A 15,321-nucleotide genomic window follows, 5' to 3' on the forward strand; every position below is an offset into this window, starting at 1 on the left:
TTATTCAAAATTAATCATATTAAAAATAATATAAAAAATACCAAGGCTCTAAAAGCCTTGGCATTACTAAATTTACACTGGTGCTCCAGATAGGATTTGAACCTACGGCCAACTGATTACGAATCAGCTGCGCTACCAACTGCGCTACAGGAGCATATTAAATTATATTTTAATTTTACTACAATAATCTATTTTATACAACTATTTTCAAATATGCGCTTATTTATTGTAACTCCCTCCAATCTACATATATATTTTTACTCTAATCGTAAAAAATATAGTTAGGATTAAAAATATAGTTAAACAATTTGGAATTAGCAATTTAGATTTTTGAAGTAGTATATCTATACTAAAGGAGGTCTTACTATGTTTGAAATGATTCCTAATAGAGGAAATAGCAATCACATTCAAGGTAATAACAACTACTTTAATGCTCTGTTTGATAGATTCTTTACTGATGCTCCACTTTTACCAGGAATGGCTAAAAGCAATAATTTTAGAGTAGACGTAAAGGAAAAGGATGATGAGTACTTACTAGAAGCTGACTTACCAGGTATTAAAAGAGACGACATATCTATTGATTATAACAACAATTATTTAACTGTATCTGCAAAACGCGATAATGTAGTAGAAGACAATAGTTCTGGTTATGTTACACGTGAAAGAAATTATGGTGAATTTAAAAGAAGTTTTTATATTGATAATGTTAAAGATGATTCCATTGATGCTTCCTTTAAAAATGGTGTTTTAAAAATTAAATTACCTAAAACTGAACAGGACAACAATCCAAGAAAAAGAATAGATATTCATTAAATTTAAACATTGCAAATTAAAGTGTAGTGCAAAATCAAAGAACCTTTGGTAGGTGTAGAAAAATGATGTTAGTGAATAGTAGTTCAAAATCCTAAATAAAATTAATAAAACTAAGCGGCAAATTTTATACAATTTTATTTTAGAAATTTTTTCGCCACTATTCCCTAACATCATTTTTTCTCTACACCTACCAAAGGTTCTTTGATTAATCCAACTACATCTTTATTTAACAATATATAATTGTTTTCTAATTTAAGTCAATGATTATAACAGTTAAAAAAATATTTTCTTGCACTAAACCAAAATTCCATAGGCATAATAAAATTTTTGATTAATTAATGTTCTTAAGATTCACTGCATTTTCTAATAATAAATTCAAAGTGAATATCCTTAGCTGAATCTATTCGATATTCCTCATGTACTGGTGCTCCCCAGCTATCGTCACCACCTACACCCATCTGCCTTCCTGCAATAGTTACTACAGTATAATTTATTTCTGGAAGTTCAAAGTGATGAAGCGCATTTTGAAGTTCAAAAGCTGTGTACGGAGATAATCCTAGTTCAAAAGGACTATCTATGCATGCAAATTCAATACCAAAGCCATCTTTATTTTTTATTTTAGCCCATCTAACTCCGATATGATTTCCACTCTCTTGTGGCACAATGTACTTGGACACATTTTCTACTACGGCTTTTTCATAAATGCCAAGTTTAGCCCCGTGACATCTGTCAACATAATTTTCATCTGGTCCCATTCCATACCACTTAAAGCTATCGTAATCTGCTGAAAGCTTCATAGCCCATCCAAAGATAGGAAGCTCCGGAAGCCCCGTTGTTCCCTTATAATCACAGCTTACCTTAATTTCTGCATTTTCATAGACAGAATAAACAACCTTAACCTGAGTCTCGGGAATAGTCGGTACTGTATATGTGTATTCAATATCTATATAATTTTCTTTTTCAATTACTTCTACATTGCTGCATTTCTGAAACATGCTTGCCTGAAGCCACTGACCGCACCTAAAACCACAGCCATTTCCCTTATCGTTATCTGTCATAGCCCTCCAATATATGGGCATTGGTGCTCGAGTTATCATCTCTTTTCCATCATATCTAAGAGAAACTAATCCGCCCTCTTGTCTTGAAAATAAAGCACTAAATTCTTTATTCTTAACTCCTATATTTACATCTCCATGAACAACTATAAGCTTATACTGTTCCTTGTTAACCTTTTCACCCTTTATAGAATAAACATATTGATCAAAAGCCACTACATGTCCAGCTTTCGCCCAAAGTGTATCATTTTTAAGTTTAAAGCTTGCATTGACAGCATATTCCCCTGATTTATCTACTTCTGGCAGCTTAAATTCAACGTATTTTTCCTCTCCTGCTCTAACTACAATTTCTAGAAAATCCTTATAAATTTCATTACCATTAAAATCCAATGAATATTCTAATATATATTCTGAAGTATCTATAAATAAATTTTGATTTTTTATATTAACACCGTTTTTATTTGATATTAATTTTACATTTTGATAAACTTTCTTTACTTCCTGTGCTTTAGGAGAAACAGTTCTATCAGCATAAACTATTCCATTTCCACAAAAATTATAATCGGTTGCTCTATCGTCAAAATCCCCTCCATAAGCAAAAAACTCTCTTCCAAATCTATCTTTTTTAACTATAAACTGATCTATATAATCCCAAATAAATCCGCCTTGATAAAGCTCGTACTTATCCTCAAGTTCTGCGTATTTATGCATTGCACCACATGAATTCCCCATTGCATGCATATACTCACAGCTTATATATGGCTTCTTTGGATTGCTATTTAAATATTCTTCAATTTCATAAACCTTAGCATACATTCTGCTTTCTACATCACTAGTTTCATTAAAACTTCTATCATGAAAAATCCCCTCATAATGTACCAATCTTGAAGAATCTTTTTCTCTAAAATACTCTGACATTTTATATATAACTTCTCCGCCATAGGATTCATTTCCACAAGACCATATTAATATAGAAGGATGATTTTTATCTCTTTCTACCATAGAAACTGCCCTATCTAAAACTATATCTAACCATTCTTTTTTATTTCCGGGAATAACCCACTCTGGCTTTACACTACCCATCTTCTGCCATGAACCGTGGGTTTCTAAGTTAGTTTCATCTATAAGATATATACCATATTCATCACAAAGCTCGTACCAATAACTTTGATTAGGATAATGACAGGTTCTTACCGCATTTATATTGTTTTGCTTTAAAAATTTTATATCCCAAAGCATATCCTCTTTAGTTATAGCTCTGCCTCTCTGGCAATCAAACTCATGACGGTTTATACCTTTAAAAACTATCCTCTTTCCATTTAAGTGCATAACCTTATTAATCATTTCAAACTTTCTAAAGCCAACTCTCTCTGGAACTATTTCAACTACATCATTTTTTTCATCTCTAATAGTAACAAAAATAGTATAAAGATATGGTCTTTCAGCGCTCCAAAGCTCTACATCTTTTATATCTAGTTTTAAAGACATACTATCACTTATCCTATTATTAGTAGATTTTCCTACTATTCTTTCAGCTTTATCCCTTAATTCCAAATCTATAATTCCATTAATTTCTCCATTTATATTTAAATCCAAATTTAACACTGCATCTTTGTATTCTTTATCTAACTCTGTCTTTACAAATATATCTTCAATATGTGTCTTTGGAATTGAGTATAAATACACATCTCTAAATATTCCAGAAAATCGCCAAAAATCTTGATCTTCAAGCCAGGCTCCTGTGGATCTTTTATATACTTCTACTGCCAATTTATTTTCGCCAGCTTCGATATATGGCGTTAAATCAAATTCTGCTGGTGTAAAACTATCTTCGCTATATCCCACAAATTTGCCATTTAGCCAAACATAGAAAGCGTTTTCCACTCCTTGAAAAGAAATGTAAACGGGCTTATCTCTTAAATTATCATTAACACAAAAATATTTTACATAGCTGCCTACTGGATTATATTCTTCAGATATTTTAGGCGGTCTAAGAAAACTATGTCCATCCCAAGGATACATAGTGTTTATATATTGAGGTTTATCATAACCTTGAAGCTGGATATGTCCTGGTACATTTATGTCCTTCCAGCAATAACAATCAATTTCTGTTTTATAAAAATCTTTAACCCTAGATTTTGGATTTATTGCAAAGCTAAACTTCCAATTTCCATTCAAGCTCTGCCTTAATATCATTTCTCCAGATTTTATTTCACTTTCATCTAAATAGTATTTGTGATCTGAATGAGCTTTCACCCTATTTACTGCAAAAACTGATGTGTCAGAAAGCCAATCTATACTTGGTGTATTAGATTTCATAGTTCCCCCTCCTACCAAATTATATTATTATGAAAACCTTTTCCATTATAACCCCTTTTTACTATTAATTCAATATTACAGAAAACTTATTAACAAATTAGTGAGATTTTTTGTCCACAAAATCACAAAAAATTTATTACTTATCCACAGTGGATTATTTTTTTCTGTGATTTTGTGGACAAAAAAATAAAAAAGTAACTGTGGATAAAGTTATTTTTGCTTTATCCACAGTTACTTTTTAATCATAAAAGTTTTGCACAGCTTGATGTTACTCCTGATGAATAATATCAAGTCTTCCAAATTTACTATATTGACCAATCCATGCAAGATTAACAGTTCCAGTAGGACCGTTTCTTTGCTTAGCTATAATACATTCAGCTATGTTTTTCTGCTCAGTTTCCTTATTATAATATTCATCTCTATAAAGAAACATAACAAGATCGGCATCCTGCTCTATAGATCCAGATTCTCTAAGGTCTGAGAGCATAGGTCTGTGATCGTTTCTCTGCTCAGGTGCACGAGAAAGCTGAGAAAGTGCAATAACTGGACACTGCATTTCCTTTGCAATAGCTTTTAGTGATCTAGATATTTCGGCAACCTCCTGCTGTCTACTTTCACCGCTTCCTGTCATGAGCTGAAGATAGTCTATAATTATTAAATCTATTCCATATTCTATCTTCATTCTCCTGCACTTAGATCTCATTTCCATTACGCTTATACCAGCAGTATCATCAATATAAATTTTAGCTCCCGCAAGAGGACCTGATGCTTTAGCTATATTATCCCAATCCTGATCTTCAAGGTTACCAGTTCTAAGCTTTAACATATCTACATTTGCTTCGGAACATAAAAGCTTATATGCAAGCTGTTCCTTAGACATTTCCAGGGAGAATATAACTACACTTTTCCCAGCTCTAAGTGCAGCATATTCACCTATATTTAATGCAAAAGTAGTTTTTCCCATAGAAGGTCTGGCAGCTATAAGTACCATATCACCCTTTTGAAAACCCGAAGTTTTTGCATCAAGTTCTGGAAAACCAGAAGGTACTCCAGTTATTTCTCCTTTATTGTTATAAAGCCTTTCTATCTCAGCAAAACCTCTTTCAAGTACCGTGCTCATTGCCTCAAAATCACTTGTAACCCTGTTTTGAGCTATATCAAATATTTTCTTTTCAGCACTATCAAGTACACTTGGAACATCATCCTGCTTATTATAACTTTCCTCTATTATTTCACTAGAAGATCTAATAAGCTTACGAAGCATAGATTTATCTTTTACAATGTTAATATAGGATTGTAAGTTTGCTGTAGATGCAACAGAATCCCTAAGTTCAGTTATATACGTTATTCCACCAGCTGCTTCAAGCTTTTCTGTAGATTTAAGGTTTTCAAGTAAAGTTATTAAATCTACAGGAATATCTTGTTGAAATAATTTAAGTACAGCATCAAATATTATCCTATGATTTTCTCTATAGAAATCCTCTCCCCTTAAAGTTTCACCAGCCTGTGCTATAGAATTTTTATCGATTATCATGGAACCTAAAACAGATTGCTCTGCTTCTATATTTTGAGGCATAATTCTAAGAGGTGCTTCCATTTTTCATCTCTCCTATTTTTTAATGACTATATCCATAAGTTCCTCTATTGTTTCTACACTCTTCACTTCTATATCTGTAAGTCCATTTGGCACATCTTTAGCGTTATCCTTAGGAACTGTAACCAACTTAATTCCTTTTCTTCTTGCACCATATATTTTTTCAAACACACCACCAACCGGTTTAACCTTACCTCTAAGAGAAATTTCACCAGTCATAGCAACGTCCTGTCTTACAGGTTTATTTAAAAGTGCACTTATTACACATATTGTTATTGCAGAACCAGCAGAAGGACCATCTATCTTTCCTCCACCAATTACATTTACATGTATATCATAATCTTTTACATCTTTATCAGTTATCTTTCTTATAACTGATGCAGCATTAAATACAGAGTCCTTAGCCATGCTCCCAGCTGTTTCATTAAACCTAACGGTTCCCTTTCCCTTTTCCTTTGCAGGGAATACAGCCGCTTCTATTTCTATTGTAGAACCAAGAAAACCACTTACTCCAAGCCCATAAACGTGACCAACTTCATAGCTTCCATCTAAATTTTGTTCTTCAAAAGGAGTCAATCTGCTTATACCTATTATTGTTTCCACATCTTCCAACTTAATTTCAACTTTATCAGTTGGCATAAGTTCTTTAGTGTAAAGCACATAGCCATAAGCATCCGCAAGTATATTTATTGCTCTTCTTCCTTGTATAGTATATTTGCTTATTACTTCTGGTACACCTTTTTCAAGAGTTACCTTTAACTTTTTAGCTGCTTCTATTACTATATTTTGTATATCAGCAGTTGAAAGTGGTTCAAAATAAACCTCAGTGCATCTTGATCTTAAAGCAGGATTAATTTCAGAAGGTTCTCTTGTAGTAGCTCCTATTAAAACAAAATCTGCTGGTGCTCCCTTTTCAAATAAGTATTTTATATATTTAGGTACATTTTCATCATCTGGATCATAATAAGAAGATGAAAATTCAACTTTTTTATCTTCAAGAACTTTTAAAAGCTTATTTTGAAGCATTACATCAAGCTCACCAATTTCATCTATAAATAAAATTCCTCCATGAGCTTCTGTAACAAGACCAAGCTTAGGTTCTGGAATACCTGTTTCAGCTAAATCTCTTTTACTTCCCTGATATATAGGATCATGAACTGAACCTAAAAGAGGGTTTGTTATTTCTCTTGGATCCCATCTAAGTGTTGCACCATCAACTTCAACAAATTTTGCTCCTTCATTGAAGGGCGTAAATTTAAGTTTCTTTGCCTCCTCTAGCGCAATTCTTGCTGCCGTTGTTTTACCAACTCCAGGAGGTCCATAAAGAATAATGTGCTGTGGATATGGTGATGCAAGTTTAGATAAAAGTGACTTTATTGCTCTCTCTTGTCCTATTATCTCTGAAAAAGCCTGTGGCCTCAATAAGCTTTGAATACTTTTTGATAACTTAACATCTTCAAGCTTCTTTATATCATCATACTTCTTTAAAGTTTTTTTATTTTCAGGACCCTTTTTCTTTCTTATAATACCAAGCCTAACTTCATCAAGATATTTATCTTGTCTTTCCATTAACGCTTTTTCTACTTGACCTTCTATTCCATTTTGAACATATCTCTTAGCTACACTTTCAACTACCCACTTAGTGGTGTTTTCTAGAGCTGAATAGACTTCTTCATCTGTATCTGGTACAAGCTGTATTCCCTTGTTATCACTTATTATTTTATTTAAAGCATATATTTTTTTCTTTATATCCTTGCTGTGTATATGCTTATTCAATTTATATTTAACAATTCTCGCTTTAATTGTATTTTCATCAATGATATTTTTTATAGTGTCATATATCACATCAATTTGAACTTCTAATGGGATAGACTTAACATCATCTTCCTTAATTCCATCTAAATCGTTTTGTAATTTCACTTGTTAACTCCTTCCATTAAATATCTGAAATTGAGACTTTTATCTTTGTAGAAATTTCAGGATATAATTTAAGCTCTATATCATAATCTCCAAGCTGTCTTATAGTGTCTGTAACTACCTTCTTTTTATCAACCTCTACTTTAAGCTGATTTTTTATCTGAACAGCTATATCCTTACTAGTTATTGCTCCAAATAATCTACCATTATTACCTGCTTTAGCTGATATTTTTATAACTTTTCCCTTAAGTTCATCAGCTAGCCTTTGAGCCTGCTCTGTTTCTTCAATTTTCTTTCTTCTTTCTGCTTCCTTCTTTAAATTAAGTGTGTGTACATTAGATGCATTTGCTTCCTCTGCTAAATTCTTAGGAAGTAAAAAGTTTCTAGCAAATCCATCTGATGCTTCAATTACATCGCCTTTTTTTCCTGTTCCCTTTATATCTTTTAATAATATTACTTTCATATTATTCACCTTCCTTTAAATATTTATCTATTGCTTCATTTAAATGTGCAAGCACTTCATCAACGGAAGCTCCTTCAACCTTTGCTCCTGCCATAGTAATATGGCCTCCACCTCCAAGCCTCTCCAATATAATTTGCACATTTATATCTCCAAAAGATCTTCCACTTATTAAAACATTATCTTTGATTTTAACAAGCACAAAAGATGCCTGAATTCCACTTATATTTAATAATTCATCTGCTGCTTGAGCGGCTACTATATTATCCTCAATATCCTTTGGACATATAGCAATTGCAACTTTATCATAAATTATTTTGGCAGATTCTATTATTTGTGATTTTTTTATATAACTTTCTAAGTCACTTGAAAATAGCTTTTTAACATCTATAGTATCTGCACCATTTTTCCTCAAGAAAGCTGCTGCCTCAAAAGTTCTAACACCTGTTTTAAAATAAAAATTTTTAGTATCTACACAAATTCCCGCCAAAAGTGCCTCTGCCTCAAGGGGCTTAATATTATAATCTTCATCCATATATTGAATCATTTCAGTTACAAGTTCCGAAGTTGATGATGCATATGGTTCAACATAACTTAATATAGTGTTTTCGATGTAATTTACCGAACGCCTATGATGATCTATAATAACAACTCTTTTTACCTTATCGAGAACTTCTTCACTTAATACATAACTTCTGCTATTTACATCATCTAGTATTAGCAAAGTATTTTCATTTATAAATTGAAGGCATTCTTTACTTTCTATAAACGCATTTTTATATTTTTCATATGAACTTTTTATTTTGTTAACGATGTAAGTTACGCTGTTATTTGCAGAATCAAGTACAATGTGACAATTATCGTTTATATCATTTAGAACGCTGTATAAGCCTATTCCTGCTCCTATACAGTCTATATCAGGATTTACATGCCCCATTATAAAAATATTGCTGCTCTCACGTACTAATTCTACAAGCGACTGACCTATAACCCTTGCACGTACCTTAGTCCTTTTTTCTACTTCTTTTGTCTTTCCTCCGTAGAATAGCAGTTTTTCTTTATTCTTAATGACAACTTGATCGCCGCCTCTGCCGAGGGCTAATTCCTTTGCTACAACTGCTTGATTATAATTATCTATAGGATTTTTCCCACCGCCGCCAATACCAATACTTAATGTAACCGTTAATTTATTGTCTGTATCTATTTCTCTTATTTGATCAAGTATCTCAAATTTTTTTTCAATTTCGCTGTTTAACTTTTTATTTTGAACAACCAAAACATACTTTCCTGTAGCATACTTTCTAAACATTGCATTTAAGTTTTGAGCGTAACTATTAATTCTTCTTTCAACTTCAGCTATAAGAAGCGGTTTTTTATCTTCAGGTGTACTTTTTACTACTTCATCTAAGTTATCAACTTCTACTAAAAATACTGACCATTCTAAATTTGCAATTTCTTGTTCCAAATTATATTTATCAGTTACATCATAAAAGTACAATAGCATTATTTCTTCATTCTTATTTTCATAAGTATTTATTAGACTACTATGTATATCATAATATCTGTTATTTACCTCTATATATTCATAGTTTCTAATTTCACCCTTTAATAACCCCATTAATATATTATCACCTATAATTGCAGATATATCATTTCCTAGTATGTTTTCACCAACAATATCTGAAATACTTTGATTATACCATAAAATATCACCAGTTTGGCTAACAATAATTAATGGGAACGGCAAATTCACAAGAGTACTTCTTGTAGCACTATCAAGGTTTGATGAAAAGCTCTCTACGAACTTCATCCATTCATCCTTTTTCAGCCTAGAATTTTTTATGTTATAAGCAAGAAGTATAAAGAATATAACCATCGCTATAAATCCAACCACATAATGCCCATACATAATCATAGCAGCTATAAGCACAGCAGTTATAACCATATATGTCTTGTTACTAGTATAAAAGTCCTTATATTTACTATCCATACTATTCACCTGTTTTTTTATTAATCCTATTTTGCTCAATTTTCCTAAAGTCAGCAAATGTATCCATCAAACCTAAAAATACATACATATACATAATCACTGAAATAAGTAAAGTTAAAATTATAATTAAAACTATAGCTCCATTTTTCATTTTTGATTTATGCTTTAAGTAATATACTACTAAAGAAATTCCACATATTAATAGTAAAATCTGGCCAACCATATATGCTGTAGTATATATGTATACCCCTATTGCAATTCCTACTTTATCTAGAAGTGCTCCAATACACACAACAATTATTCCAAAGGCCAATACTAAATTATGCATGTGAAGTTCAGAAAATTTAATTGTTTTAGGTACTTCTATTCTTAATCTTTTTAAAACACCTACCGTTATTATCTCTGTTATATACGCATTTATAAGTGCTGATAATATAAGTAATGCTGGAATAAGCGTTAATAATGTTTTTTCAGTAAATATGCCTTCTAATGGTGCAACAATTGCATCAACTTGGCTCTTACTAACACCATTATTTATATAAATTTTTTTAGCTTCTTCAAGTGAGCTTTGAAACATTTTAACCATCTCATTAATATATGTTGAAAAATTACTTCCACCTACAATATTAACTGTTATTATAAATTGCAAAATAGTAATTATTATAAAACCCACAGCCATGAATAATATTATTTTAAATGAACTAATTTTCCTTCGAAAACAAAATCCAAGTACAAAACTTGATATAAATATCATTATAGAAAATGAAACGGCTACAATCGGAGTTACAAACATACAGCTAAGTACTAAAACTGCTACATTTGCAAATATCATTTTTTTTAAATCGTACTTTATATAAATATATGCCATAGGTATAGGTAAAATAAAATTAATTACAGAATTAAAAAGTGGTAAATTAGCATTTATAACTATTAACACTATAGACATGGCCACCATAAGTGACATTTGTACTAGTGACTTTGCATCAAAATTTTTATTTTGCATTTTTCCTCCAACGCATGTTAATTTCTTTCTTTTAAATGATTATATAATTTTGTTAAATCCCTACCATCCTTTTCTATGGTGTCTTCTTCAATTATACCCAATTTCAATTTTTTTTTCATATTTTCATCAATTTCTATGTGCGAATATCCTAATCTATTGCCTAATATATATAATATTATTATTGCCCCAGAAATACAATCTAAAATTGCATTTTGAGCAGCATTGGCACCTCTTGTTAAAATTTTAAATAAATCTGCTATAACGCATAATAAATCTGCCTTTAAACTTTCTATTATTTTTATATCTGACATAATTTTAAATTCTTCTTTTCTCACTTTCACACCCCCAAGTCACACTATATATTTTAGTTATTTTTAAATATTAATGCAACCTATATATTTTTTATGAGATTGAAGGTAATTCAATAAGGCATATTAAAAAATAATAAGCCCAAATTGAGAGATATCTTTATGTAATTCAAGGAACTGTACCACGTTAATACTGGTTATCTTAGCGTGCTATGGTGACGAAGTATTACGCAAAATATCCGGAAGTTAGACTTGTTATTTTCTTTAAGATGCCTAAAATATCCCTCTCACAAATTATTGTAAGAGGGATCCTTTATTTAGATTTAGATTTAATTTCATTTCCGTTTTGATCTATCTTTATACTTTTCTTTGTGTCTACTTTATATATTTTCCAATCACCATTTACAACTCTAAAATGATATACTCCAGTAACTCTAGTATTAGTATAACCTGAATCTTTAGTATCCATATAAGTTTCAGTAAAATTAACTTGAGTATCATTGCCTGACTTTTTGCTTTGATTTATATCCGCTGATTCTAAAGTATATTCTACACTATATTTATTAAATGTATCTAGCATAGAATTTTTTACATTACTATAAAAATCATCATCAGTTGGATCAAATGTATCCATATAATCATCTATTTTTTTATCATTTGCTGCTTTAATATTTTTATATAGAACATCATAAATTGGATCTTGATATTCTGTTTTTGATACAACTTCATTTGTTATTTTCCATTTACCATCAATCTTATTTAAATAATCAATATAAAGTGTTTTATTAGTTAAAAATCCTGGTCCTTTTACCTTCTCGTCATTTTCTTCAACTTGAATTTGTGCCTTATTTGCTGATTTATTTAAAACTGTTGAATTTAAAATACTACTCTTAACTTGATATTTATCAAAATATAATGCTTTATCACTCTTTACTTCATTATATATTGCTGATTTTGAATCAAATAATTCCATATAATCAGCAAGTTTCCTATCATTCATTGCCTTTACTTTATCTTTTATAACATTTGTTATCTCTGCATCTTGAGTTGCTAGCTTGCTACCTTGATTTACGCTCTTGCTTGATTTACTGCTACTAGAAATGCTACTGCACCCTACTGCAGAAATACTCAAAGAAACTACTATAATAAATGAAAAAATCTTTTTCATTGAATATCCCACCTAAAATTTAATATTAGATATCTATAAAAAATAATTATTATTTTTCTAAGACACCTTATTTATCTTTTGACCACTTCTTTTTATTTTAGCACATTGTCACCTTATAAATCAACACTACTATATTAGCAACCTTTCCAAGATTAGCTTTATAAACAAATTAAGCTGCCCTAAACATTCATTTAGGACAGCTTAATTTACACTATCGTACTACTCAGTTGTAAAAGGCAATAAAGCTATGTTTCTTGCTCTTTTAATAGCAACAGTTAATTCTCTTTGATGTTTTGCGCAGTTTCCAGAAATTCTTCTAGGAAGAATCTTTCCACGCTCAGTAACATACTTTCTTAACTTGTTTATATCTTTATAGTCTATAGATTCAGATTTTTCCATGCAGAAAGAGCATATTTTTTTCTTCATTCTTCTGTTCTTTCCACCTGGTCTTTTACCATCTCTATCTCTATCTCTATCTCTATTTCCGTTATCTCTACCCATTATTTTCTTTCCTCCTTTACATTAAGATTTACAATTAAAATGGGATATCTCCATCATCTATTGGTGTTATATTCTCATCAGGAAATTGAGGAGCACTGCTACCCATTTCATTAAATTGAGATGACGAATTTGTTGCATTTGAATTTGCAGAACTTCCCCATTCAAGGAATTGAACTTCTTCTGCAACTATTTCCGTCACATATCTCTTGGTACCATCTTTGGCATCATAAGTTCTAGTTTGTATTCTTCCGCTCACTCCCATAAGCTTACCTTTGCTCATGTAATTAGCAGTGGATTCTGCTTGTTTACCCCATACAACTACAGGAATAAAATCAGCTTCTTGTTGTCCGTCTCTCTTGAATCTTCTATCTACTGCCAAAGTTAGTGATGTAACAGCTGTTCCATTACCAGGAGTAAACTTTAATTCAGGATCTTTTGTTAACCTACCTATTAAAACAACCTTGTTCATAATATTACACACCTTTTAAGATTATTTTTCTAAGCTAACTATCAAGTGTCTTATAATGTTATCACTTATTCTGAACACTCTGTCTAATTCCTTTGGTAATTGTGCATCAGCTTTGAAATTTATTAAAACGTAAAAACCTTCGTTTAATTTCTTTATTTCATAAGCAAGCTTTCTCTTGCCCCATAAATCTACGTTTTCGATTTCACCGCCACCATTTTGAATTACATCTTTGAATTTTTCTACATTAGCATTAATGTTCTCTTCATCTAATGATGGGTTAAGTATAAATAAAGTTTCATACTTGTTCATTCTATTCACCTCCTCCCTATGGTCTAACGGCTGTGTCTACAATAATAAAACAACACAGCAGGGACTCACATCTAATAATTATACCTAATTTTCAGAATAAAATCAAATATTTTTTTCTTTTTTTTCTAATATATTTTTTAGCCCTTTTTCAAATTTTGTCCTTGGAATCATAATTATTCTTCCACAGTTTATACATTTTATTTTTATATCAGCACCTGTTCTAATAATTTCCCACTTATTAGTTCCACAGGGATGCGCTTTCTTCATTTCTACAATATCACCTAAATCAAATTCTTTATTCATTTTACTCACTCCTTATAAATTGAACCTTGTTATAAGGTATTTCTATTTTTGCCTTATCTAATCCTTCTTTTATTAACTTTCTAAGCCTTGTTTCATTATCAAACTGCTTCATATTCTTAACAGTACCCTTCACTCTTATAGTTACACCACTTGCAGTTAATTCAGTTACTCCTACAACCTTGGGTTTCTCAACTACATCCTCATTTTTATCTGAAAATTTATCACAAGTGCTATTAATTACACCTATAGCTTTATCTATACTTTCCTCATATGCTATACTTACATCTACAGTTATTGATTTTGGGCCCTTTGAATGGTTAGTAACATTAGTTATCTTGCTATTAGGAATTATGTGTAAATCACCATTAAAATCTCTTAATTTTGTTATTCTAAGTTCAATACTTTCAACTATACCCGAATCTTTGTCTACTGTAATATAATCTCCAACAGAATATTGGTCTTCAAGCAATATAAAAAATCCGTTTATTACATCCTTTACTAGGTTCTGTCCTCCAAATCCAATTGCAACACCGCCTATACTTGCTACACCAACACTAATGGTACTTAAAAATTTATCTCCAAAAAACTGAGTAAGTATACCTATAATTCCAAAAAAATAAATTGAGTATTTTGAAACACTTTTTAAAATTGCACCTATAGTTTTAGACCTTTTCTTGTCTAATGAAAATCTAAATTGTTCTTGTTTTTTTATAGTTTTATCTATAAACTTATCTATAATTCTTACAGCAACATACATTACTATAATAATTGATATAATTTTAATAAATATAAAAATACCATTATATATATTAAGACTTGCATTTCCTATTTTTAAAACTCCAGTTTCAAAATCAAATTTAAAACTATATATAATATTAAATATATTCACAACACTCCTCCTTACTTACATATATAGATGTGCAACTTGATACATTGAAATTGCAAATGCCAAGTTTATCCTGAAAGCAATATTTTTCAATTCACAGTTCACGATGCACAATTCACAATGAAGGATGATTTTCCTCCGCTTTGCTGCAGAAAATCTTAAAACTTATTTTTTTATTGCTACGCAATTATGCCATGTATGGTGCTCAGCGAAGCTGACAGCATTA

The 15,321-nt window shown here is 30.8% G+C and carries 13 protein-coding genes, 1 tRNA gene and 1 pseudogene; 1 reads left to right on the top strand and 14 read right to left on the bottom strand.

The genetic code is table 11. From position 1 onward, the window contains the following. Nucleotides 1-78: 78 nt before the first annotated feature. A tRNA-Thr gene (locus CUEA01_RS03680) sits at nucleotides 79-154 on the bottom strand. Between the two features lie 212 nt (nucleotides 155-366). Between CUEA01_RS03680 and hsp18 the strand changes: the two genes are divergently transcribed. Continuing rightward, a complete protein-coding gene (gene hsp18 / locus CUEA01_RS03685) occupies nucleotides 367-813 on the top strand; it encodes a heat shock protein Hsp18 (protein ID WP_234118341.1) in 447 nt (148 codons plus the stop codon). A 344-nt stretch (nucleotides 814-1,157) separates the two neighbouring features. Here hsp18 and CUEA01_RS03690 read toward each other — a convergent pair whose 3' ends face one another. The 13 genes and pseudogenes from CUEA01_RS03690 to CUEA01_RS03750 form a co-directional block, all read right to left on the bottom strand. Beyond that, a complete protein-coding gene (locus tag CUEA01_RS03690) occupies nucleotides 1,158-4,187 on the bottom strand; it encodes a glycoside hydrolase family 2 TIM barrel-domain containing protein (protein WP_234118343.1) in 3,030 nt (1,009 codons plus the stop codon). Nucleotides 4,188-4,455: 268 nt separating this feature from the next. After that, nucleotides 4,456-5,784: a replicative DNA helicase gene (locus CUEA01_RS03695; protein ID WP_234118346.1), complete on the bottom strand. Its 1,329-nt coding sequence runs from the start codon at nucleotides 5,782-5,784 to the stop codon at nucleotides 4,456-4,458. A gap of 12 nt (nucleotides 5,785-5,796) precedes the next feature. Beyond that, nucleotides 5,797-7,701, bottom strand: coding sequence for a Lon family ATP-dependent protease (lonC, locus tag CUEA01_RS03700; RefSeq protein ID WP_234118348.1), 1,905 nt, complete (start codon nucleotides 7,699-7,701; stop codon nucleotides 5,797-5,799). 16 nt (nucleotides 7,702-7,717) lie between these two features. Then, nucleotides 7,718-8,161, bottom strand: a complete 444-nt coding sequence (gene rplI / locus CUEA01_RS03705; RefSeq protein ID WP_234118357.1) for a 50S ribosomal protein L9 — start codon at nucleotides 8,159-8,161, stop codon at nucleotides 7,718-7,720. 1 nt (nucleotide 8,162) lies between these two features. Continuing rightward, entirely contained in the window at nucleotides 8,163-10,148 is a 1,986-nt protein-coding gene (locus CUEA01_RS03710) for a DHH family phosphoesterase (protein WP_234118367.1), read from the bottom strand. Between the two features lies 1 nt (nucleotide 10,149). Beyond that, on the bottom strand, nucleotides 10,150-11,151 hold the full coding sequence (locus CUEA01_RS03715; protein ID WP_234118369.1) for a YybS family protein: 1,002 nt from the start codon (nucleotides 11,149-11,151) through the stop codon (nucleotides 10,150-10,152). Between the two features lie 17 nt (nucleotides 11,152-11,168). Further along, the gene (locus CUEA01_RS03720) at nucleotides 11,169-11,462 is read right to left on the bottom strand and encodes a MazG-like family protein (protein WP_235699860.1); all 294 of its coding nucleotides are present in this window, start codon (nucleotides 11,460-11,462) and stop codon (nucleotides 11,169-11,171) included. A 310-nt stretch (nucleotides 11,463-11,772) separates the two neighbouring features. Beyond that, nucleotides 11,773-12,627, bottom strand: a complete 855-nt coding sequence (locus CUEA01_RS03725) for a hypothetical protein (RefSeq protein ID WP_234118374.1) — start codon at nucleotides 12,625-12,627, stop codon at nucleotides 11,773-11,775. 219 nt (nucleotides 12,628-12,846) lie between these two features. Continuing rightward, nucleotides 12,847-13,128 carry a 30S ribosomal protein S18 gene (gene rpsR, locus CUEA01_RS03730; RefSeq protein ID WP_234118383.1) on the bottom strand — a complete coding sequence of 94 codons (282 nt, stop codon included), beginning with the start codon at nucleotides 13,126-13,128 and terminating at the stop codon, nucleotides 12,847-12,849. Between the two features lie 138 nt (nucleotides 13,129-13,266). Then, nucleotides 13,267-13,597, bottom strand: a pseudogene (locus CUEA01_RS03735) (single-stranded DNA-binding protein); the annotation flags it as partial. A 21-nt stretch (nucleotides 13,598-13,618) separates the two neighbouring features. Next, a complete protein-coding gene (rpsF, locus tag CUEA01_RS03740; protein ID WP_234118388.1) occupies nucleotides 13,619-13,906 on the bottom strand; it encodes a 30S ribosomal protein S6 in 288 nt (95 codons plus the stop codon). A 102-nt stretch (nucleotides 13,907-14,008) separates the two neighbouring features. Next, on the bottom strand, nucleotides 14,009-14,209 hold the full coding sequence (locus CUEA01_RS03745) for a DUF951 domain-containing protein (RefSeq protein ID WP_234118390.1): 201 nt from the start codon (nucleotides 14,207-14,209) through the stop codon (nucleotides 14,009-14,011). A gap of 1 nt (nucleotide 14,210) precedes the next feature. Continuing rightward, nucleotides 14,211-15,092, bottom strand: a complete 882-nt coding sequence (locus tag CUEA01_RS03750) for a mechanosensitive ion channel family protein (protein ID WP_407929241.1) — start codon at nucleotides 15,090-15,092, stop codon at nucleotides 14,211-14,213. Between the last annotated feature and the right edge of the window lie 229 nt (nucleotides 15,093-15,321).

The sequence above is a fragment of the Clostridium hydrogenum genome (assembly GCF_021432385.1).
GTDB classification, from domain to species: Bacteria; Bacillota; Clostridia; order Clostridiales; family Clostridiaceae; genus Clostridium_S; species Clostridium_S hydrogenum.

What these genes read in the sequence shown, in the direction of transcription:
- CUEA01_RS03715 (WP_234118369.1), bottom strand. Translation starts at nt 11,151, where the DNA reads ATGCAAAATAAAAATTTTGATGCAAAGTCACTAGTACAAATGTCACTT.
- CUEA01_RS03710 (WP_234118367.1), bottom strand. Translation starts at nt 10,148, where the DNA reads ATGGATAGTAAATATAAGGACTTTTATACTAGTAACAAGACATATATG.
- CUEA01_RS03690 (WP_234118343.1), bottom strand. Translation starts at nt 4,187, where the DNA reads ATGAAATCTAATACACCAAGTATAGATTGGCTTTCTGACACATCAGTT.
- CUEA01_RS03725 (WP_234118374.1), bottom strand. Translation starts at nt 12,627, where the DNA reads ATGAAAAAGATTTTTTCATTTATTATAGTAGTTTCTTTGAGTATTTCT.
- rpsF (WP_234118388.1), bottom strand. Translation starts at nt 13,906, where the DNA reads ATGAACAAGTATGAAACTTTATTTATACTTAACCCATCATTAGATGAA.
- CUEA01_RS03745 (WP_234118390.1), bottom strand. Translation starts at nt 14,209, where the DNA reads ATGAATAAAGAATTTGATTTAGGTGATATTGTAGAAATGAAGAAAGCG.
- hsp18 (WP_234118341.1), top strand. Translation starts at nt 367, where the DNA reads ATGTTTGAAATGATTCCTAATAGAGGAAATAGCAATCACATTCAAGGT.
- CUEA01_RS03695 (WP_234118346.1), bottom strand. Translation starts at nt 5,784, where the DNA reads ATGGAAGCACCTCTTAGAATTATGCCTCAAAATATAGAAGCAGAGCAA.
- rpsR (WP_234118383.1), bottom strand. Translation starts at nt 13,128, where the DNA reads ATGGGTAGAGATAACGGAAATAGAGATAGAGATAGAGATAGAGATGGT.
- rplI (WP_234118357.1), bottom strand. Translation starts at nt 8,161, where the DNA reads ATGAAAGTAATATTATTAAAAGATATAAAGGGAACAGGAAAAAAAGGC.
- CUEA01_RS03720 (WP_235699860.1), bottom strand. Translation starts at nt 11,462, where the DNA reads ATGTCAGATATAAAAATAATAGAAAGTTTAAAGGCAGATTTATTATGC.